This is a genomic window from Pseudomonas sp. 86_A (assembly GCF_017491705.1).
In the GTDB taxonomy this organism is placed as follows: Bacteria; Pseudomonadota; Gammaproteobacteria; order Pseudomonadales; family Pseudomonadaceae; genus Aquipseudomonas; species Aquipseudomonas koreensis.
Window position 1 is genome coordinate 114,022 of record NZ_JAFGYS010000015.1, and the last position, 20,451, is coordinate 134,472.

Sequence of the window (20,451 nt, forward strand, 5' to 3'; positions counted from 1 at the left end):
CTTAATAATCCAGTTAACAGATATTGTCGTCGCTATTAGAATGCGATGCAATTGCGCACTGTCGGCCGCAAAGGCGAGCGCAGACCCAATATCCAGGAGTCCCACGTACATGAGCAACATGAACCACGAGCGTGTCCTCAGTGTTCACCACTGGAACGACACTCTGTTCAGCTTCAAGTGCACCCGCGATCCGGGCCTGCGCTTCGAGAACGGTCAGTTCGTGATGATCGGCCTGCAACAGCCAAACGGCCGCCCGCTTATGCGCGCTTACTCGATTGCCAGCCCGAACTGGGAAGAGCATCTCGAGTTCTTCAGCATCAAAGTGCCTGATGGTCCGCTGACTTCGCAGTTGCAGCACCTGAAGGAAGGCGATGAGATCATCATCTCCAAGAAACCTACCGGTACCCTGGTACTCGACGACCTGAACCCGGGCAAGCATTTGTATCTGCTGAGCACCGGTACCGGTCTGGCGCCGTTCATGAGCGTGATCCAGGACCCGGAAACCTACGAGCGCTTTGAAAAAGTGATCCTGGTGCACGGTGTGCGTTACGTCAACGAAGTCGCCTACCGCGAATTCATCACCGAGCACCTGCCGCAGAACGAGTTCTTCGGCGAAGCACTGCGTGACAAGCTGATCTACTACCCGACCGTGACCCGCGAGCCGTTCGAGAACCAGGGCCGTCTGACCGACCTGATGCGCAGCGGCAAGCTGTTCAGCGACATCGGTCTGCCACCGATCAACCCGCAGGACGACCGCGCAATGATCTGCGGCAGCCCGAGCATGCTCGACGAGACCAGCGAAGTGCTCGACAGCTTCGGCCTGAAGATCTCGGCGCGTATGCGTGAGCCGGGTGACTACTTGATCGAGCGTGCGTTCGTCGAGAAGTAAGCACCACAAAAAGCCCCCATTGCCTATGCAGGCAATGGGGGCTTTTTTATGCTCGAAATATTTCCTTGATGCCTGCCACAATCGATGTAGGAGCTGCCGAAGGCTGCGATCTTTTAAGATCAAGATCAAAAGATCGCAGCCTTCGGCAGCTCCTGCATGGAGCGAGGTCTCAGGCTGTGGCAGGAATGACTTCGAGCACGCGTATCTGCTCCGCTGTCGGGTAGTGCCAGCGCACGTCCAGGTCCCAGAACTGCGCCCCGTACTCGCGCTCCGGCGCCGGTGTCTGATACGCCGGGCGCGGATCCTGCGCCAGACATTGCTCGATCAACTCGACCAAAGGCTCGGCAAGGCGCTGCGCATGGGCGTGCGCCTGTTGCAATGCCGTCTCCGTCCACTGCACGGCGATCAGCTGTGGCGCGGCGCTGGCGATGCTGTTGGCGGCGTCAGGGATGATGTCGGCGTAAGGCACATACGGTTTGATGTCGAGAACCGGTGTGCCGTCGAGCAAGTCGATACCCGAGATGAACAGTCGGTTGGCCTCGACCTTGTCCAGCTTCACCACCGATTGACCAATGCCATTGGGGCGGTGCGTGGCGCGGGTGGCAAACACGCCCATGGACTTGTTGCCGCCCAGCCGTGGCGGGCGCACCTTCAGGCGCGGTTTTTCTTCCAGCGCCTGATGAAACAGGAACAGCAGCCAGACATGGCTGACCTGCTCCAGCCCTTGCACAGCGTCACCCTGATCGAACGGCGCCATCAGTTCCAGCACGCCACGGGCGGCGGGGGCCAGTTGCGGCTGGCGCGGGATGGCGAACTTCTCCTTGAAGCAGGAACGCACGAAGCCGATGGGGGAGACGCTGTAAGTCATGTTCCGCGATCAGCCGCGAACGCGCAGGGTCAGGCCCTTGAGGAAGTTACGCAGCAGCTGGTCGCCGCACGGACGGTAGTTGGTGTGGCCGACCTTGCGGAACAGTGCGCTCAGCTCAGGCTTGGACACCGGAAACTCGGCGGCCTTGAGGATGGCGTGCATGTCGTCTTCCTTCAGTTCGAAGGCCACGCGCAGCTTTTTCAGGATGATGTTGTTGGTCACCGGCACTTCGATCGGCTGTGGCGGACGGCTTTCGTCCTTGCCACGCTTGAAGATCACCAGGCCATCGAGGAAGTGCGCGATGACTTCGTCCGGGCAGCGCACGAAGCCTTCTTCGTCTTCTTCTTTCTTGTCGAGCCAGGTGATCACATCGGCGAGGGTGACGTCCATGCCGCCGAGTTTGATGATCTCGACAACCTTCTTGTCGCTGATGTCGAGCATGTAGCGCACGCTGCGCAGTACGTCGTTATGAATCATGTGGGCAATCCTGATAATCGTTGTGGGCAGCACGCAGGCGCACTGCCGGAATGTGTGACGGCAGTGGAAGTCTTAGAACTTCTCTTTGCCGGACAGGTAGCGCCATTGGCCGAGCGGAACCTTGCCGATCGACACGCCGCCAATGCGGATGCGGCGAATACCGATGACCTTCAGGCCAACCGCTTCGCAGAACTGGGCGATGATCCCCGGCTGCGGGTTTTTCATGGCGAAGCGCAGACGGTTTTCGTTCTGCCAGCTGGCCTTGACCGGCGGCAGCTCCTTGCCCTTGTGGGTGAGGCCGTGCTGCAGGCGATTGAGGCCGTGGGCGACCATGTCACCTTCGACTTCAACGATGTATTCCTGCTCGATCTTCGCCGCGTCGGCGGTGAGCTTGCGCAGCACTTTCCAGTCCTGGGTAAACACCAGCAGACCGCTGGCCTTGGGCTGCAGGTCGGCGCTGGCGGTCAGGCGCAGGAAGTGGCCGCGCAGTGGCCGTTTACTAAAACGGTGCTCTTCGCTGAGGGTTTCGGCGCTGAGCGATTGCATGGCCGTGTCGACGTCCATGCCGGCCGGGGCGTTGAGCAGGATGGTCACCGGCTCCGGCGCGGTGGCCTGAGCGTCCTTGTCGAGCTCGACTTTCTGGTCGCCGACCTTGAATTGCGGCTCGTCGATCACTTCGCCGTCCACGGTGACCCAGCCGCCCTCGATGAACAGCTCGGCCTCGCGGCGGGAGCAACCCACCAGTTCGATGAGGCGTTTGGAGAGGCGAATCGGGTCAGTCATGACAGGGCCGTAACAAAAAAAGGGGTGGGCATTGTACCTGTGTGGCGCCGGTTAAGCCCGGCTCCATTTGTAGGAGCTGCCGAAGGCTGCGATCTTTTGATCTTTAAAAGCAAAGATCGCAGTCTTCGGCAGCTCCTACACAGGGCTTTGGGTTATGTCAGCCATTGCTGGAGCGCTGCTGATTCTGCCGCAAGCGCATATGCAGCAACGGGTAGGGCTGGCCCATGCCATCCACCTCCGAGCGGCCGATCACTTCGAAGCCTTGCTTGAAGTAGAACCCCAGCGCCTGCGGGTTCTGTTCGTTGACGTCCAGTTCATCGGCGTTCAGGTGCTGCATGGCGTAATTCAACAGCTTCTTGCCCAGCCCTTGGCCTCGATGGGCGGGATCGATGAACAGCATCTCGATCTTGCCCGCCGCGACCCCGGCGAATCCGGTGATGCGCTGGTGATGATCTTTGGTACAGATCAACATCACCGCGTCCAGGTAACGGGTGAGCACCAGATTGCGCAGCAACTCGATGTAGCTGTCCGGCAGAAAATCATGGGTCGCGCGAACCGAGGTCTCCCAGACCTGGGTCAGTTCCTGATAGTCGCTGAGTTTCGGCGTGTGGATGACCGAATGCTGACGCATGCCCGTCTGCCTCTTTTCAAGTGGATAAGCGGGAGTCCTTCCCTCAGCAAACGATAGCCGTAAAAAAGCCCCGCATCTTGTAAAAAGAGCGGGGCTTTTGATATCAGCGCAATCCCTGTAGGAGCTGCCGAGTGAAACGAGGCTGCGATCTTTTCAAGATCAAAAGATCGCAGCCTCCGGCAGCTCCTACAGTGGCTTCTGCGTCAGATCTGTTCAGCCCACAGGTCGTATTCGTCAGCGTCAGTCACTTTGCACCAGACCTTGTCGCCCGGCTTGAGGTTGCTGCCATTGTCGATAAACACGTTGCCGTCGATTTCCGGGGCGTCGAAGAAGCAGCGGCCGACCGCGCCTTGCTCGTCGACTTCGTCCACCAGCACTTCGATTTCACGGCCGATGCGCATTTGCAGGCGTGCCGAGCTGATGGCCTGCTGGTGCGCCATGAAGCGCTCCCAACGGTCTTGTTTGACGTCGTCCGGCACCACCTCCAGGTCCAGATCATTGGCGGGCGCGCCATCGACCGGCGAGTACTGGAAGCAGCCGACGCGGTCGAGCTGGGCTTCGGTCAGCCAGTTCAGCAGGTATTGGAAGTCTTCTTCGGTTTCGCCCGGGAAGCCGACGATGAAGGTCGAACGGATGATCAGGTCCGGGCAGATTTCGCGCCAGTTCTTGATCCGTGCCAGGGTCTTGTCTTCGAACGCCGGGCGTTTCATCGCCTTCAGCACTTTCGGGCTGGCGTGCTGGAACGGGATGTCCAGGTACGGCAGGATCTTGCCGGCGGCCATCAGCGGGATCAGCTCGTCAACGTGCGGGTACGGGTAAACGTAGTGCAGACGCACCCAGACGCCAAGGGTGCTCAGCGCTTCGCAGAGTTCGGTCATGCGGGTTTTCACCGGCGCGCCGTTCCAGAAACCGGTGCGGTATTTGACGTCGACGCCGTAGGCGCTGGTGTCTTGCGAGATCACCAACAGCTCTTTGACGCCTGACTTGACCAAGCGCTGGGCTTCATCGAGTACGTCGCCGACCGGACGGCTGACCAGTTTGCCGCGCATCGACGGGATGATGCAGAAGCTGCAGCTGTGGTTGCAGCCTTCGGAAATCTTCAGGTACGCGTAGTGACGCGGGGTCAGCTTGATGCCTTGCGGCGGCACCAGGTCGATCAGCGGGTTGTGATCCTGACGCGGTGGCACCACTTCGTGCACGGCGTTGACCACTTGCTCGTACTGCTGCGGACCGGTCACGGCCAGCACGCTCGGGTGCACGTCGCGGATGTTGCCTTCTTCCACGCCCATGCAACCGGTGACGATCACCTTGCCGTTTTCCTTGATCGCTTCACCGATCACTTCCAGCGATTCAGCCTTGGCCGAGTCGATGAAACCGCAGGTGTTGACCACCACGACATCGGCGTCCTGATAGGTGGACACCACGTCATAGCCTTCCATGCGCAGCTGGGTCAGGATGCGCTCGGAGTCGACCAGTGCTTTCGGGCAACCCAGAGATACGAAGCCAACCTTTGGATTGGCCGGCGCAGGAGTGGTGGACATGTCTAACCTCGGTATTTTGTGACGTCGCTCACCGTGAGGGAAAGCCGACGGACGGGCGCTTAGGGCGCGCCTCTGATCAAAAAGTGCGCAATTCTAGCGATGAGCAACGCACTTGACCAGCTTTATGCAGGGAAATACGACGAGTGCTGCGCTATGCTTCGCGCCGTTGAGCTTTACCAATTTTTTACAGTCAACAAAACGTCTGTAACAACGGGTAAAACAGCGCATGCTGCACCACAAAGCATAGTGCTTCATTCAAAGAAGCCGGTTCTGAGAAGTAGGAGTGTTGGATGGGTCAGGCAAGTAGTCAGGCGGCGGGCGCCGAGCATTCGGCTGCAAAACCGTTGAGCATGCTGGTCGCGGCAGTCGGGGTGGTTTACGGCGACATCGGCACAAGCCCGTTGTACACCCTCAAAGAAGTGTTTTCCGGCGGCTATGGCGTGCCCGTCAATCACGATGGGGTGCTGGGCATTTTGTCGTTGATCTTCTGGTCGCTGATCTGGGTCGTGTCGATCAAATACATGATGTTCGTCCTGCGCGCGGACAACCAGGGCGAGGGCGGGATCATGGCGCTCACCGCGCTGGCGCGTCGCGCGGCGGGGCATCGCAAGAAGCTGCGGTCGTTGCTGGTGGTGTGCGGACTGATCGGCGCGGCGCTGTTTTATGGCGACAGCATGATCACCCCGGCGATTTCCGTGTTGTCGGCGATTGAAGGTCTGGGGCTGGCGTTTGATGGCATCGACCATTGGGTGGTGCCGCTGTCGTTGGTGGTGCTGGTCGGGTTGTTTCTGATCCAGAGCCATGGCACCGCGCGAATTGGCATTCTGTTCGGGCCGATTATGGTCACCTGGTTCCTCGTCCTCGGCGCCCTCGGCGTGTATGGCATCAGCCATACGCCGGAGGTGCTGCATGCGCTGAACCCGGTCTGGGCCGTGCGTTTCTTCATGGTGCATGCGGGCATGGGTGTGGCGATCCTGGGCGCGGTGGTGCTGGCGCTGACCGGTGCCGAAGCGTTGTATGCCGACATGGGCCACTTCGGCCGCAAACCGATTGCCCGTGCGTGGTTCCTGCTGGTGCTGCCGGCACTGGTGCTGAACTACTTCGGTCAGGGTGCCTTGCTCCTGGAAAATCCGGAAGCGGCGCGCAACCCGTTTTACCTGCTGGCGCCAAGCTGGGCACTGATTCCGCTGGTGGGGCTGTCGACCCTCGCGACTGTCATTGCCTCGCAGGCGGTCATTTCCGGCGCGTTCTCCCTGACCCGTCAGGCGATCCAGCTCGGCTATATCCCGCGCATGTACATCCAGCACACCTCCAGCGATGAGCAGGGCCAGATCTACATTGGCGCGGTGAACTGGTCGCTGATGGTCGGCGTGGTCCTGCTGGTGCTTGGCTTTGAATCCTCTGGCGCACTGGCTTCGGCCTACGGCGTGGCGGTGACCGGCACGATGCTGATGACCACCATTCTGGTATCGGCGGTGATGCTGCTGCTGTGGAAGTGGCCGCCGATCCTCGCGGTGCCGGTGCTGATCGGCTTCTTGCTGGTGGACGGTCTGTACTTCGCCGCCAACGTGCCGAAGATCGTCCAGGGCGGTGCCTTCCCGGTCATTGCCGGTATCGCGCTGTTCGTACTGATGACCACTTGGAAGCGCGGCAAGCAATTGCTGGTCGAACGCCTCGACGAAGGTGCGTTGCCGCTGCCGATCTTCATCAGCAGCATCCGCGTGCAACCCCCGCACCGGGTACAGGGCACCGCCGTGTTCCTCACTGCGCGTTCCGACGCCGTACCGCACGCGCTGTTGCACAACCTGCTGCATAACCAGGTGCTGCATGAGCAGGTGGTGTTGTTGACGGTGGTCTACGAAGACATCCCGCGTGTACCACCATCACGACGCTTTGAGGTCGAGGCGCACGGGGAGGGCTTCTTCCGGGTGATCCTGCACTTCGGCTTCACCGACGAGCCGGACGTGCCGCAGGCGCTGAAGCTGTGCCATCTGGATGATCTGGATTTCAGCCCGATGCGCACCACCTACTTCCTCAGCCGCGAAACGGTGATTGCCTCGAAACTCGAGGGCATGGCGCGTTGGCGTGAAGCACTGTTTGCGTTCATGTTGAAGAATGCCAACGGCAATTTGCGCTTCTTCAATCTGCCGCTGAACCGGGTGATTGAGCTGGGGACGCAGGTGGAGATGTAACCCCGCCTCAACTGAAAAGCCCTCGTCAGCCTTGCGGCTGGCGGGGGCTTTTTTGTGGTCGGCAACTTCAGATCAAAAGATCGCAGCCTTCGGCAGCTCCTACATGGAATGCGAAACCTGTAGGAGCTGCCGAAGGCTGCGATCTTTTGATCTTCAAACCTCTAAAACCTCACAGGCACATCTACTTCAGACTCGGTATCCGTTCGCGCAGGTCGATGGGTCAGCGCTTGGATCACGTCATCAATCAAGGCTTTGCCCATCACCGTCAGGTAATGCGCAGCCCAGGCATAGCGGTCGGTGTCTTTGATGAAGGCAGCGTCCTCGGCGAAGGATTTGGCGAGGGACAGCAGGTCGGAGGATTGGGACAGGGCATCGATGATCGGGATGCCGGCGCGGACGTTGAAGAACGCTTGATCCGAGTTGTAGAGCAAAGGGGTGAAGCCGACGGTTTTAAGGTGTGCGAGTCCGTGCTGATCAGTTTCGGTCATCGTGTTACTCCTTGGTTCGAAGTGCCGCGACTTTCGTTACCACGCGAAAGGGAGGCAGCTGTACGCAGGGTGGTAAACCGGGAACCAAAGAAACCGGCACGCCCGAAAGCGTCCCACGCACAGCCGCCAAAACTCGATGAGCTTGCTGTCGTATTGGTTTCTCCGGGTTACCACACCCGATCGCTGAATGAGTCAGCGACGTCTGGAGAGTATCCCGTCAAAAAACAGCGCAACAGGGCAGCAAGCCGCTCAAATATGAGATTCGGAGTTTGCCTACAAGGTCTGTGGGCGTCATCCGATATTGAGAGACGGGAAGTAAACAAAACTACACGTCGGACACGCAATTCCCTGTAGGAGTGAGCCTGCTCGCGATAGCGGAGTGTCAGCTTGCAAATCAGTGACTGACACTCCGCTATCGCGAGCAGGCTCACTCCTACAGGGGAATGGGATCATGGTCCGAGATGTAAAAAAGCCCCCGCAACTGTAAGGCTGCGGGGGCTTTTGGTTTTTCCGGCTCAGATCACTCTGCCGGCTGATCCTTGTTCTGACGCTTCTCGATGAGGTCCACCAGACGCTTGGCCAGTGCCGGGTAGTTCTCGTCGAAATGGTGGCCGCCAGGCAGCTTCACCGCTTCGCCCACTGCGGTCTTGTCGGTGCAGCCGCTTTCGTCGGTTTCCTCGGCGCCGTAGATGCACACCACTTTGGCGGCTGGCAGCTTGGCCATTTCCGGGCCGGTGGCGGCTTCTTTGCCAGCGTTGCCGAGCCAGCCTTCGACTTCGATTTCGAAGCTGCCGGTGCGGGCGAAGGCCAGCAGGATAATGGCGTCGACGCGCTGCTGCTCGGTGTCCGGCAGGCGGTTGTAGATCGCCGGCAACACGTCAGCACCGAACGAATAACCGGTGAGGATGAAGCGCTTGGTGCCCCACTTCTGCCGGTAGTGCTGCATCAGTTCGGTCAGGTCCAGTGCGCTTTGCTCCGGGCTCTTGTGCTGCCAGTAATAGCGCAGGGTGTCGATGCCGACCACCGGGTAACCGATCTTGGCCATCTCGCCCGCCACATCGCGGTCGAGGTCGCGCCAGCCGCCGTCACCGGAGAGGAACAGGGTCACGGTGTCTTTGGCCTGACCGGCCGGCACTTCAACCACCGGGATCGCCAGACCACCGTTGGCCTTGTCGCCGCCGACGAGGATTTTGCGCAGTTCGTTGTTCAGCACTTGCGGCAGATTGATGTCGTAGTCGCTGATGCTGGTTTCGGCGTTCGGTTGATCGCGCACGAAACCGGCGCTGGTATCGTCCGGGTTGTCGTTCCACGCCACCAGCCAGTGGCCGTGGGCAGCGGACTTGGGCAGCAGGTGGGTGCAGCCGGGTTTTTCCAGGGCCAGGTCAACCGAGATGGCCTGGGCCTTGTCGTCCTTTTGCTCGGACAACCAGCGCCAGGCCAGCACGGCGCCAGGGCCGATACCGCTGACCAGCGTGGCCGGGCCATTCAGTTCGCGCAGGCCGGTTTGCAGGGCGCGGCTCTGTTGCAGGCAGTCTTTGGGCAGAATCACCTGAACGATCTGCGCCGAGGCGCTGCGGCTCAGGGTACTCAGTTGGTTGTCGGTCAGCTTCTGGTCGTCATTGACCGCCACCAGCACCTGCGCCTTGGGCTGGGTGCCCGGAATGACGCGGGTCATGACCGTGCCGTCGGCGGCCGTCAGCGGTTGCAGGGTCGGTTGCGGTGCCGGGCGTTTGAGGTACCAGTAACCGCCGCCGGCAATCAAGGCCAGCACGATCAGTGCGGCCAGGATGTACTTCAGGGAGCGTTGAATCATCAGCGTTTCACCAATCCAGTCAAGCCGCCCGCGATCAGGGCAGCAGTATCGGCCAGCGCCACCAGCGGATCGAGTCCGGCGGGCACGGCCATATAACGGGGTTCCCAGTCAGGCTGGAACTTGTCTTTGAAGCGGCGCAAGCCTTGGAAGTTGTACAGCTGCTCACCACGGCGGAAGACCATCGAGCCCAGACGCTGGGTCAGCGGTGCACCACGCCGGGGTTGCAACCCCGACAACGGCACCATGCCCAGGCTGAAGCGCGCGTATCCGTGACTCTTATAGTGTTGAATCAGGCCGACCATCATGAATTCCATGGTCAGCTTGGGGGCGTCCGGGTGCGCGCGCATCAGGTCGAGACTGGCCAGGTCATGGCTGTACGTCTCGAGCAGGTTGGCGAACGCCACCGGGCGGCCTTCGAAGCGAATCACTGCAATGCGGAAATGCTTCAGGTAATCATCGCTGAAGCGGCCGAGGGAGAAGCCTTTCTCACGCACGTTCTTGCCGGTCAGCCATGCATCGGAAATCACTTTCAGTTCGTCCATCGGCGCCTGGCCCGGCTCGTGGATTTCCAGCGACAAGCCGTCGCGGGTGCCACGGTTCCAGGTGTAGCGCAGGTCCTTCATCTCTTTGCCCTTGGCTTCCAGGTCAAAGCGATGCAGATCGACCCGTGCCTCCTCGCCAAGCTTGATCGCGGTCAGGCCGATGTCCATGTAGTACGGCAGGTTCTCCGCGCGCACTTGGTAGAACACCGGGCGGGCGTGATGGATGTCGCACAGGTCGCGGAACTGCCAGATCATTTCTGCGCGTTGCTGGCCAGGGCCGATCGGGTCGTACAGCGCCACGAGGCTGCGGCCACGGCGGGCGTACATCAGGAACGCTTCGTCGTTCTGGTGAAACAGCAACGCCTTGTCGCCGGTCAGGGCGAGGCCGCCGTCGGGTTGCGACGAGGCCATCAGAATCTTCGCGGCGCGATCCAGTTCGTCCGGAGTCGGCAGGTGGATCACCGGACGGGCGGTGCGCAGCAGCCAGGTCAGGGCGATCACCAGCAACAGCACGGCGGCACCGAGCAACGAGCGCAAGCCGCGCGGTGCGTCAGCGTCGAGGGTGAACTGCCACCACAACTGATGGCTGTACGGCACGTCTTGATAGGCGAACAGCAGCAGCCAGGTCGACGCACCGAGTACGCACAGGCTGGCCACCAGATACAGCGGCGAGAACGGCAATTCGGTCAGGCGGCTCGGGCGATAGAACGAGCGCCGGAACACACCCAGCAACGCCGCGGTAAGGGTCATCAGCGTGGCTTCTTCCCAGTCGAAGCCTTTGAGCAGGGAGAGCAGGGCGCCGACCAGCAACAGAATGGTGGTCAGCATCCACGCGGCCGACAGACGACGGCGCAGACCCTGAGCGAGCATCAGGCACAGTACGCCGATCAGGCTGGCACCGAAGTGCGAGGCGTCGACCAGACGATGCGGGATCAGGAAGCCGATGTGTTCCAGACGAGTGTCGATCTCCGGTGTCGCGCCGGAAAACAGCAGGACCACGCCAGACAGGAACACCAACACCGCCAGAATCGGCGCCGCCAGACCAGACGCTGCGCGCATGGTCTGGGTCTGGAACAGGCGCTGGCCTTCGTTGATCAGCAAAAACAGGCAGGCCACCAGCAACGGCAGCACCACGTAGATCAGGCGATAGAGCAGCAGAGCAGCCGCCAGTGGCGCGGCACCGAGCGTGTCGGCGAATGCGGCCAGCAGGATCGCTTCGAAAACCCCGACCCCGCCCGGTACGTGGCTGAGGACGCCAGCGGCCAGGGCCAGCAGGTACACCAGCAGGAAGGCCCCGAACGGTGGGGCTTCCGGCAGCAGTAGATAAAGCACGGTGGCCGCAGCGGCGACGTCGAGGGCGGTGATGATCAGTTGCAGGAAGGTCAGGCGTCGGCCCGGCAGGCGCAACGTCCGCCGACCGGCCCGGACCAGCAGGTTGTCGCGGTACGGCTGCTCTGGCAGGCGTCGGCGATAGATGCCGATCGCCAGAATCGCACCAAGCCCCAGCACCACCATGGCGATCGTGCCGAGCAGGCCTTCTGACAGGCCCAGGGCAGCGGAAGCAGCGGGCAGGTTGCTCAGGGTCGCGAGGGCGGCCAGCGGGGGCAGGGCGCAACCCAGCGAGAGGCTGGCGAACAGGGTCATGTGCGCGACTTCCGACGCCCCCAGACCATGTCGTGCATATAAACGGTAGCGCACCGAGCCGCCGGACAGCAGCGACAGGCCGATGGCGTTGCCAATTGCAAACGCGGTGAAGCCGCCCAGCGCCAGAGTGCGCGGCGGCAGGGTCACGCCGGCATAGCGGCTGGCCGACCATTCATAGCCGAGCAGGATAATGAAGCCGACGACCGTCGCACCCAAGGCACCGAGCAGCGCCGGTTTTGGCACGGCCAGGATCGAGTCGTGCAGGGCGTAGAGATCGAGTTCGCTCAACAGATGGCGACAGGCAATCAGCGCAATGGCAAACAGCAGTAAAGTGACGGCCAGACCGATCGGCTGGCGATATTTGCTCAACCGATCCAGCAAGCGCAGGCGCTCGGGCTTGATCGGATGATCTGCTGTGACGGTGTCTTGTGAATCAGACGAGTTGGCGCGCATCAATCACCTCTTGGATTGTGCGCGACAGGATGGAGGTATCCAGCCAAGTTACCAATCCCTGTAGAAAAAAATAATCACAAAATACTACGCCTCTCATCGGGTATCGGCGAGGGCGGGTCATGGATTGCAGACGTCTTGCCTGCGACTCAAGCATAGTCGCAACGCGGTGGGTCTGACGATCCTGAGCGTTTCACTGCAGCGTGACAGATCATTGTTGCGAAAGGACTTTTTCCACAGATACAAAAAAGGCCACTCTTTCGAGCAGCCTTTTTTGATGTTTGGTTGCGGGAGCCGGATTTGAACCGACGACCTTCGGGTTATGAGCCCGACGAGCTACCAGACTGCTCCATCCCGCGTCTGTGTGGCGGCATTCTACAGGCGAACGGCGAGGTGTCAACCGCTAATCCCGTAAAGGGTCAAATAAGTGTGAATTTGCGTCAAACGGTCGCAGCGACGCGATAAGTTTCGGAAATGCAAAGAATTCCTGTGCGCGTCTCCATGCGTGATGCAGAGGCTGGCTGGAAAAACGAGCACGCACAAAAAAGGCCACTCTTTCGAGTAGCCTTTTTTGATGTTTGGTTGCGGGAGCCGGATTTGAACCGACGACCTTCGGGTTATGAGCCCGACGAGCTACCAGACTGCTCCATCCCGCGTCTGTGTGTCGGCATTCTACAGAGGATCGCCGGGCTGTCAACCTTGAATCTGGATAAATCTGTTCCTGTTCAATTGGTTAGCGGCTTTTTGGGTTCTGCGTAAGGGGCCACAGGGCAGGTGGGGCAAGGCTTTCAGCTCTATCAGTGTGCGATTTACGATTGAAAAAATAAATTCAACGGTATTTTCCTATAGCCGGAAAAGAACATTCAGACCACTGGTGCTATATACAGGTGTCAGTGAGATACTGCGGATCCGGCTCGCCATGTTTCCTTTTCTGTCATGACCCAGCGAAAAATCATCCACGTCGACTGTGACTGTTTCTACGCCGCCATCGAGATGCGCGACGACCCGAACCTGGCCGGCAAACCGTTGGCGGTGGGCGGCTCGGCGGATCGACGCGGGGTGATTGCCACCTGCAACTATGAAGCGCGGGCCTATGGCGTGCGTTCGGCGATGTCGTCCGGGCATGCGCTGAAGCTGTGTCCGGACCTGACCATCGTCAAGCCACGCATGGACGCCTATCGCGAAGCCTCTAAAGAGATCCACACGATCTTCCGCGATTACACCGACCTGATCGAGCCGCTGTCGCTGGATGAAGCGTATCTCGACGTCTCCGATAGCGCACATTTCGGCGGCAGCGCCACGCGCATCGCGCAAGATATTCGGCGGCGGGTGTCCAATCAGTTGCACATCACGGTTTCTGCCGGGGTCGCGCCGAACAAGTTTCTGGCCAAGATCGCCAGCGACTGGAAGAAGCCCAACGGGCTGTTCGTGATTACCCCGGATCAGGTCGAGGATTTTGTCAGCGGCTTGCCGGTGAGCAAGTTGCACGGTGTCGGCAAAGTCACCGCTGACAAACTGGGCAAGCTCGGCATCGTCGACTGTTTGCAGTTGCGCGAGTGGGACAAGCTGGCGCTGGTGCGTGAATTCGGCAGTTTCGGTGAGCGAATGTGGAGTCTGGCCCGTGGGATCGATGACCGGCTGGTGCACAACGACAGCCGTCGTCAGTCAATCAGCGTGGAAAATACCTACGATGTTGATCTGCCGGATCTGCGCAGTTGCCTGGACAAGTTGCCGGAGCTGCTGGAAACCCTGAAGACCCGTATGGAGCGGATCGACAGCAGTTATCGACCGGGCAAGCCATTCGTCAAAGTGAAGTTTCACGATTTTACCCAGACCACACTGGAACAGGCCGGGGCAGGGCGGGATCTGGGCAGTTATCAGTTGATGCTGACGCAGGCGTTCAATCGCGGTGGGAAACCGGTGCGCTTGCTGGGAGTGGGGGTAAGGCTGGAAGATTTGCGCGGCGGGTTTGAGCAGATGGAGTTGTTTGAGCGTTAAAAGTCAAAAGATCGCAGCCTGCGGCAGCTCCTGCATTGGAATGTGTTCCCTGTAGGAGCTGCCGCAGGCTGCGATCTTTTAAGGCTTAATTCGGTCCCGGATCCGCTACCAAGCGCCCGGCATCCTTGGTCAGCGACTTGAGAAACTCCGCCTGCAACTCAGGATCGTTGCGCGTCAGTTCGATCAGACTTTGTTCCAGCTCGCTGGCTTCTTCTTCCAGACCCAGTTCCGACAGGCGTTTGACCCGGTGCACCCACTGGCTTACTTCGTCGTCTTCCAGATCGTCGTAGATCAGCCCGTGCGCTTCGAGCAATTTGCTGCGCAGGTGGCTGCTAATGGTCAGGGACGTGTCGCTGTGCACGTCATCCTTGCCGTCCTCGACGCTGATCTGCAGCTTGCCGACATGATTGAGGTCATTTTCGGCGAACGGGCTGTCCAGCAGGTTCAGGCGCAGCACGCCGTTGCGGTCGGTGGTCATGTCGAAGGTCTGCTTGCCGGCCTTGACCTGCACCGGTCGCTCGCTCCACGGCAGGCTCGAATACTCCATGCGCTTGTCGCGCTGGACTTCATCGATACCGGCCAGGTTCTGTTGCGCACGACCATGGGACGGCACGTTCATGAACGGGTTGATCCCGGCAATGCCGTAGCTCAGCCAGTCCTTGGTCACGCTGTCCGGCAGGTTGCCCAGGGCGAACACGTTGACCACATTCGCGCCGACACCCGCCACCACGGCCACAGCACCCAGCGGAATCTCGTAGATTTCGCGCCAGGGCTGGTAAGGCGTGTAGCGGTCATAACGGCGGGTGACTTCGAACTCGGTGACTTCGAAGGTCTTCTGCTCGTTGATTTTCACGCGTCGCTGCGGCAGCTCAAGCACCTTGGGCTCACCGACATCGATCTGCAGGCTGTGATCGAGCAATTTGCGCTCGACCCGCTCTTCGTGCTCGCTGCGTTGTGACATTTGATTGGCACAGCCGCTGACCAGCAGGGCGCCGCACAAGGCGGCGCCACCGAGGCCCAAGGTGTTTCGCTTGAACATGAGGTCTCTATCTGGATTCAGCGGCGGATACGGGCCTGAAGGAAGGACACCACATCGGCGACCGGCAGCGCTTGCGCTTCGGACTCGGTACGGCTCTTGTATTCCAGGTTGCCTTCGGCAAGACCGCGGTCGCTGACCACGATCCGGTGAGGAATGCCGATCAGCTCCATGTCCGCGAACTTGATGCCCGGGCTGGTTTTCTTGTCGCGATCGTCCAGCAGCACTTCGAAACCGGCCGCAGTCAGTTCTGCGTACAGCTTGTCAGTGGCTTCGCGCACCTGCTCGGTTTCGTAACGCAGCGGTACCAGGGCGATCTGGAACGGCGCCAGGGTGTCGCTCCAGATGATGCCTTTTTCGTCGTTGTTCTGCTCGATGGCAGCCGCGACCACGCGGGACACGCCAATGCCGTAGCAACCCATTTCCAGGGTGACCGGCTTGCCGTTCTCGCCCAGCACTTCGCACTTCATCGCCTTGCTGTACTTGTTGCCCAGCTGGAAGATGTGCCCGACTTCGATGCCGCGCTTGATTTCCAGAGTGCCCTTGCCGTCCGGGCTTGGGTCGCCAGCGACCACGTTACGCAGGTCGGCAACGGTCGGAACCGGCAGATCACGCTCCCAGTTCACGCCGAAGTAGTGCTTGTCGTCGATGTTCGCACCGATGCCGAAGTCGCTCATCAGCTCGACCGAACGGTCGATGATGATTGGCAGCGGCAGGTTCAGCGGGCCGAGGGAGCCGGCGCCGGCGCCGATGGCGTCACGCAGTTCGGCGTCGGAAGCCATGACCAGCGGGCTGGCAACGCCTGGCTGCTGGGCAGCCTTGATTTCGTTGAGCTCGTGGTCGCCACGGATGACCAGCGCAATCAGCTTGCCTGGCTCTTCGGCGTGGACGATCAGGGTCTTGATGGTCTTTTCAATCGGCAGATTGAATTTTTCCACCAGTGCGGCAATGGTCTTGGTGTCTGGGGTATCGACCAGGCGCAGTTCTTCGGTCGGCGCTGGGCGCGAGGTTTCCCGTGGCACGGCTTCGGCTTTCTCGATGTTCGCCGCATAGTCGGAGCCGTTGCTGAAGACGATATCGTCTTCGCCGGACTCGGCCAGCACGTGGAACTCGTGGGAACCGGCACCACCGATCGAACCGTTGTCGGCTTCAACCGGACGGAATTTCAGGCCCAGACGGGTGAACACGTTGCAGTACGCCTGATGCATGCGGTCGTAGGTGACCTGCAGCGAAGCCTGATCGGCGTGGAACGAGTAGGCGTCCTTCATGATGAATTCGCGGCCGCGCATCAAACCGAAGCGTGGGCGGATTTCGTCACGGAATTTGGTCTGGATCTGGTACAGGTTGATCGGCAGCTGCTTGTAGCTGCTCAACTCGTTGCGCATCAGATCGGTGATCACTTCTTCGTGGGTCGGGCCCGCGCAGAAGTCGCGACCGTGGCGGTCTTTGATGCGCAGCAGCTCAGGGCCGTATTCTTCCCAGCGTCCCGATTCCTGCCACAGCTCGGCCGGTTGGGTGCTCGGCATCAACACTTCAAGAGAACCGGCAGCGTTCATTTCTTCGCGAACGATGGCTTCAACCTTGCGCATGACCCGCAAGCCCATCGGCAGCCAGGTGTACAGGCCCGAAGCGAGTTTGCGGATCATGCCGGCGCGCAGCATCAGCTGGTGGCTGACGACGACCGCATCGGAAGGCGTTTCTTTCTGTGTGGCGAGCAAAAATTGACTGGTGCGCATGGTTGGCCGTTGTCGGTTGCTATGACTGGAAATGACGGAGCAGTGTACCGGCGAGAGTTGCCGACGTACAGGATTGCGCTCGGCGGTGAGGCTCAACGGCGGGATTCCTCCCGCCGTATGTGAAATGTCCTACGACTCTTCCACGACGGACGTCGGCAAAGGCTCGGGCGTTGGTGTCGGGCCTTCGCGGCGGTTTTCCTGGAACCAGTGCAGGGCGATCAGCAACAGGGTCGGTACGCCGAGCAGCGCGGTGATCATGAAGAAGTTGTGATAACCGAACTTCTCGACCATCACCCCTGAGTAACCGCCGATCAGACGCGGCAGCAACAGCATGATCGAGCTGAGCAGGGCGTACTGGGTTGCCGAGAACTTCAGGTTGGTCAGGCTCGACAGGTAGGCGACGAACGCCGAGGTCGCGAGCCCGGAACTGAAGTTGTCGAGGGAAATGGTCACCACCAGCATCTGCAGGTTCGGGCCCATGTCGGCCAACATCACAAACAGCAGGTTGGTGGCGGCCGACGCCGCGCCGCCGATGAACAGGATCGGCAGGATACCGAAACGCACGATCAGCAGGCCGCCCATGCCCGCGCCGACGAGGGTCATGATCAGGCCGAAAATCTTGCTGACGCTGGCAATCTGGTCCTTGGTGAAGCCCTGGTCGATGTAGAACACGTTGGCCATCACGCCCATCACTGTGTCGGACATGCGATAGGTGGCGATCAACCCGAGCAACAGCAGCGCCTGCCAGCGGTAGCGCACGATGAAGTCGTTGACCGGGGTCAGCACCGGCGCCAGGCCGCGACGGCCCATGGTCGACAGGCACAGGCCGGTCAGCAGCGTATAGAGGATGGCACGCAGGAAGGCACGGTCTTCGAGCAGAAGGTCGAGCGGGCTCATGCTGCCGAACAGCACGCTGGCGAAATCGGTGTTGTACAGCTGGGTGAACATTGCCGGAACGGACACCAGCAGCACGATCAGCACGAACACCGAGGCCAGTTGATGCGCGAAGCTGTAGCGGCCGGCCTGCAACTGCGTGCGCAGCGGCACTGGCGGTTCGCGCATCAGCAGCGAGGTTAGCAGGGCAGGGACCATCAATACCCCGAACAGGGCGTAGGTGCCGGTCCAGGCCGAATGCTGATAGTTGAACCCGGTAGAACCGAAGCCCTCGGCGAAGAACAGCGCGCCCGCTGTGGCGAGCAGGGCGGCGACGCGATAACCGGACATGTAACTGGCGGCCAGCGCGGCCTGACGACTGTCGTCGGCGATCTCCAGGCGATAGGCATCGACCGCAATGTCCTGGGTCGCGGAGGCGAAGGCGACGATGACGGCAATGGCGATCAGCCAGGACAGGTGTTTCTGCGGGTCACAGAAGCCCATGCCGATCAGGCCGAGGATCACCAGCGCTTGCGAGAGCACCAGCCACGAACGGCGGCGGCCCAGCTTGCCCAATAAAGGCAGGCGCCATTGGTCGAGCAAAGGCGACCAGACCCATTTGAAGGCATAGGCCAGGCCGATCAGGCTCGCGTAGCCGATGGTTTCACGGGCCACGCCGGCTTCACGCAGCCAGACGGAAAGCGTGGAAAATACCAGCATGTACGGCAGGCCGGCAGCGAAACCGAGCAACAACAGCACGAGCGTCGAAGGACTGGCATAGGCGGCGAGCGCGGCGCGCCAGGTTTTACGGGGCATGGGCTGAAGTCTGCCTCAAGATTGCGAAAACAAAGCGCGCACTCTAACCGCTGTGCTCTACCGGACGCCAGCCATGGCGCTGAATATCCACACGATTGTTCAGGACGGTGACCCCTTCAGCGCGCAAGCGTGCCCGTTGCTCGTCCCCTGAAGGGCTGCCCAGCGGCAGGCTGAGCCGACCGCCGGCGCCCAGAACCCGGTGCCATGGCAGTCGCGTATCGGCAGGTAACTGGCTCAGGGTCCGGCCGACCCAGCGGGCGGCGCGCCCCAACCCCGCCAGTTCGGCCAACTGACCATAGCTGACGACTTTGCCTTCCGGCACTTGGGCGAGGGTCGAGTAGAGCGCCGTGCGTCGGATTTGCGCTTCGCTGTCTGGCTCGCGGGGTGTGTCTGTCACGTGCGCAATTCCTGAACATGGGTGGGTGATGAGGCCAGCCTAATCCGTGATGTGCCAATTGAGAAATGAACTCAATGGAAATCGCCCGGTCAGTCCTTGTCACGGGCGTATTCCTACGGATAATGCCGACCTTTTTGTAATCCTGAGCCCTCGATCCGCTTATGTTGTCCAGAACCCTGCTGTGCCTTGCTGTCTTCAGCGCGTCCACGCCCCTGCTTGCCGATACCGTCTGGTTGAAGAACGGTGACAAGCTGAGCGGCAAAATTTCCCTGTTCGATGGCGGCAAATTGCTGATCCAGACCCAATACGCGGGTGCGGTCGCGATCGACTGGAAGCAGGTCAAGACCCTGGAAAGTGATCAAGAGTTGTTGGTCAAACAGGACGCTTACAACGGCGAAAAGGCCAAATCACTGACCGCAGCCGATGACGGCAAGGTCACCCTGGCCAATGGCGAAGCGCCGAAAACCGTGGAGCTGGCGAGTATCCAACAGATTCTCAAGCCTAAACCGGTGGTCGAGGATCTGGTCTGGAAGGGCAACGTCGGCCTGGCCCTGGATTATCAACGCGCCGAAAAAGACACCGACGACTACGACATCGACTTCAAGACCACGGCACGTCATGGCCGCTGGCGGCATACCGCCGAAGGCGAATACAACCGCGAAGTGCAGGACGAACAGGTCACCACCAATAACTGGCGCGCTGAATATTCCCTTGACCGCTTCCTCACCGACAAGTGGTTCTGGCAGGGTCGTCTGAACTACAAGCGTGATTTCGTCGAAGAGCTGTCGCGTCAGCGTGTGGTCGGTACCGGTCCGGGTTACCAGTTCTGGGATGACGAGCTGGGCGCCTTCTCGCTGGGTTCGCTGCTCAACCGTACCGATTACGAGTACAGCGATGGCGGCAAGGACAACTTCTATTCGGTCGCCATGAAGTGGGATTACAACCGCTACCTGATTGGCAAGAAAGTCGAGTTCTTCACCAATGGCGAATTGGGCAAGCCGCTGTCTGACGTCGCCAACTACGCGCTGGATGCCGAGATGGGCCTGCGCTACAAGGTCACCGACTGGGCGTCGCTCAACCTCAAGGCCGAGCGCGACATCATCAGCGGCACCAAGGACGCGGATTTGAACAAGACCCGCTACACCGCAGGGTTTGGCGTGGCCTGGTAAGTCAACAGCAAAAGATCGCAGCCTTCGGCAGCTCCTGCGGGATGTACATCAATCCTGTGCAGGCGCTGCCGAAGGCTGCGATCTTTTTTTGCGCCCGGAAAACAAGCA

Annotated in this window: 16 protein-coding genes and 2 tRNA genes; 4 read left to right on the forward strand and 14 right to left on the reverse strand. The window is 60.4% G+C overall.

The genetic code is table 11. The annotated features are described in order from the left end of the window. Positions 1-109: 109 nt before the first annotated feature. Positions 110-889, forward strand: a complete 780-nt coding sequence (gene fpr, locus J5M57_RS22660) for a ferredoxin-NADP reductase (RefSeq protein ID WP_003222277.1) — start codon at positions 110-112, stop codon at positions 887-889. A gap of 169 nt (positions 890-1,058) precedes the next feature. Here the strand turns inward: fpr and tsaA are convergent, their stop codons facing one another. The 5 genes from tsaA to rimO all read right to left on the reverse strand — a co-directional run bounded on the left by tsaA (position 1,059) and on the right by rimO (position 5,189). Next, positions 1,059-1,757, reverse strand: coding sequence for a tRNA (N6-threonylcarbamoyladenosine(37)-N6)-methyltransferase TrmO (tsaA, locus tag J5M57_RS22665; protein ID WP_207847180.1), 699 nt, complete (start codon positions 1,755-1,757; stop codon positions 1,059-1,061). A gap of 9 nt (positions 1,758-1,766) precedes the next feature. Beyond that, a complete protein-coding gene (locus J5M57_RS22670; protein WP_064586259.1) occupies positions 1,767-2,234 on the reverse strand; it encodes a DUF1456 family protein in 468 nt (155 codons plus the stop codon). A 72-nt stretch (positions 2,235-2,306) separates the two neighbouring features. Then, positions 2,307-3,017: an rRNA pseudouridine synthase gene (locus J5M57_RS22675; RefSeq protein WP_169841166.1), complete on the reverse strand. Its 711-nt coding sequence runs from the start codon at positions 3,015-3,017 to the stop codon at positions 2,307-2,309. A gap of 157 nt (positions 3,018-3,174) precedes the next feature. Beyond that, positions 3,175-3,648, reverse strand: a complete 474-nt coding sequence (locus J5M57_RS22680) for a GNAT family N-acetyltransferase (protein ID WP_207847163.1) — start codon at positions 3,646-3,648, stop codon at positions 3,175-3,177. A 203-nt stretch (positions 3,649-3,851) separates the two neighbouring features. Further along, positions 3,852-5,189 carry a 30S ribosomal protein S12 methylthiotransferase RimO gene (gene rimO, locus J5M57_RS22685; RefSeq protein ID WP_003222282.1) on the reverse strand — a complete coding sequence of 446 codons (1,338 nt, stop codon included), beginning with the start codon at positions 5,187-5,189 and terminating at the stop codon, positions 3,852-3,854. 290 nt (positions 5,190-5,479) lie between these two features. On the opposite strand from rimO, the gene J5M57_RS22690 reads away from it, so the two are divergent. Further along, complete coding sequence (locus tag J5M57_RS22690; protein WP_169841163.1) at positions 5,480-7,381, forward strand: potassium transporter Kup; 1,902 nt, start codon at positions 5,480-5,482, stop codon at positions 7,379-7,381. Positions 7,382-7,542: 161 nt separating this feature from the next. On the opposite strand, the gene J5M57_RS22695 is transcribed toward J5M57_RS22690, so the two are convergent. The 5 genes from J5M57_RS22695 to J5M57_RS22715 form a co-directional block, all read right to left on the reverse strand. Continuing rightward, entirely contained in the window at positions 7,543-7,869 is a 327-nt protein-coding gene (locus J5M57_RS22695) for a DUF3077 domain-containing protein (protein WP_207847160.1), read from the reverse strand. Between the two features lie 520 nt (positions 7,870-8,389). Beyond that, entirely contained in the window at positions 8,390-9,682 is a 1,293-nt protein-coding gene (locus J5M57_RS22700; protein ID WP_169841161.1) for a virulence factor family protein, read from the reverse strand. After that, entirely contained in the window at positions 9,682-12,321 is a 2,640-nt protein-coding gene (mprF, locus tag J5M57_RS22705; RefSeq protein ID WP_064586277.1) for a bifunctional lysylphosphatidylglycerol flippase/synthetase MprF, read from the reverse strand. Before mprF ends, J5M57_RS22700 begins: the two co-directional genes overlap by 1 nt. A gap of 279 nt (positions 12,322-12,600) precedes the next feature. Beyond that, positions 12,601-12,677, reverse strand: a tRNA-Met gene (locus tag J5M57_RS22710). A 220-nt stretch (positions 12,678-12,897) separates the two neighbouring features. Beyond that, positions 12,898-12,974 (reverse strand) — tRNA-Met (locus J5M57_RS22715). A gap of 280 nt (positions 12,975-13,254) precedes the next feature. Here J5M57_RS22715 and dinB point away from each other — a divergent pair. After that, entirely contained in the window at positions 13,255-14,316 is a 1,062-nt protein-coding gene (gene dinB, locus J5M57_RS22720) for a DNA polymerase IV (RefSeq protein WP_083366826.1), read from the forward strand. Positions 14,317-14,401: 85 nt separating this feature from the next. Here the strand turns inward: dinB and J5M57_RS22725 are convergent, their stop codons facing one another. From J5M57_RS22725 to J5M57_RS22740, 4 genes are all read right to left on the reverse strand, one after another. Further along, the gene (locus J5M57_RS22725; protein ID WP_169841160.1) at positions 14,402-15,355 is read right to left on the reverse strand and encodes a hypothetical protein; all 954 of its coding nucleotides are present in this window, start codon (positions 15,353-15,355) and stop codon (positions 14,402-14,404) included. A gap of 17 nt (positions 15,356-15,372) precedes the next feature. After that, positions 15,373-17,088, reverse strand: coding sequence for a proline--tRNA ligase (locus J5M57_RS22730; protein WP_064586282.1), 1,716 nt, complete (start codon positions 17,086-17,088; stop codon positions 15,373-15,375). A 129-nt stretch (positions 17,089-17,217) separates the two neighbouring features. Beyond that, entirely contained in the window at positions 17,218-18,777 is a 1,560-nt protein-coding gene (locus tag J5M57_RS22735) for an AmpG family muropeptide MFS transporter (RefSeq protein WP_169841159.1), read from the reverse strand. A gap of 43 nt (positions 18,778-18,820) precedes the next feature. After that, positions 18,821-19,174, reverse strand: coding sequence for an MGMT family protein (locus J5M57_RS22740; protein ID WP_169841158.1), 354 nt, complete (start codon positions 19,172-19,174; stop codon positions 18,821-18,823). A 161-nt stretch (positions 19,175-19,335) separates the two neighbouring features. Here J5M57_RS22740 and J5M57_RS22745 point away from each other — a divergent pair, with 161 nt between their 5' ends. Further along, positions 19,336-20,343, forward strand: a complete 1,008-nt coding sequence (locus J5M57_RS22745) for a DUF481 domain-containing protein (RefSeq protein WP_169841157.1) — start codon at positions 19,336-19,338, stop codon at positions 20,341-20,343. Positions 20,344-20,451 lie beyond the last annotated feature (108 nt).

Bases quoted from the DNA above. Each gene is read 5' to 3' on its own strand.
- J5M57_RS22730 (WP_064586282.1), bottom strand. From the start codon at position 17,088: ATGCGCACCAGTCAATTTTTGCTCGCCACACAGAAAGAAACGCCTTCC.
- J5M57_RS22725 (WP_169841160.1), bottom strand. From the start codon at position 15,355: ATGTTCAAGCGAAACACCTTGGGCCTCGGTGGCGCCGCCTTGTGCGGC.
- J5M57_RS22690 (WP_169841163.1), top strand. From the start codon at position 5,480: ATGGGTCAGGCAAGTAGTCAGGCGGCGGGCGCCGAGCATTCGGCTGCA.
- J5M57_RS22670 (WP_064586259.1), bottom strand. From the start codon at position 2,234: ATGATTCATAACGACGTACTGCGCAGCGTGCGCTACATGCTCGACATC.
- J5M57_RS22735 (WP_169841159.1), bottom strand. From the start codon at position 18,777: ATGCCCCGTAAAACCTGGCGCGCCGCGCTCGCCGCCTATGCCAGTCCT.
- dinB (WP_083366826.1), top strand. From the start codon at position 13,255: ATGACCCAGCGAAAAATCATCCACGTCGACTGTGACTGTTTCTACGCC.
- J5M57_RS22695 (WP_207847160.1), bottom strand. From the start codon at position 7,869: ATGACCGAAACTGATCAGCACGGACTCGCACACCTTAAAACCGTCGGC.
- J5M57_RS22680 (WP_207847163.1), bottom strand. From the start codon at position 3,648: ATGCGTCAGCATTCGGTCATCCACACGCCGAAACTCAGCGACTATCAG.
- mprF (WP_064586277.1), bottom strand. From the start codon at position 12,321: ATGCGCGCCAACTCGTCTGATTCACAAGACACCGTCACAGCAGATCAT.
- rimO (WP_003222282.1), bottom strand. From the start codon at position 5,189: ATGTCCACCACTCCTGCGCCGGCCAATCCAAAGGTTGGCTTCGTATCT.
- J5M57_RS22745 (WP_169841157.1), top strand. From the start codon at position 19,336: ATGTTGTCCAGAACCCTGCTGTGCCTTGCTGTCTTCAGCGCGTCCACG.
- fpr (WP_003222277.1), top strand. From the start codon at position 110: ATGAGCAACATGAACCACGAGCGTGTCCTCAGTGTTCACCACTGGAAC.
- J5M57_RS22700 (WP_169841161.1), bottom strand. From the start codon at position 9,682: ATGATTCAACGCTCCCTGAAGTACATCCTGGCCGCACTGATCGTGCTG.
- tsaA (WP_207847180.1), bottom strand. From the start codon at position 1,757: ATGACTTACAGCGTCTCCCCCATCGGCTTCGTGCGTTCCTGCTTCAAG.
- J5M57_RS22675 (WP_169841166.1), bottom strand. From the start codon at position 3,017: ATGACTGACCCGATTCGCCTCTCCAAACGCCTCATCGAACTGGTGGGT.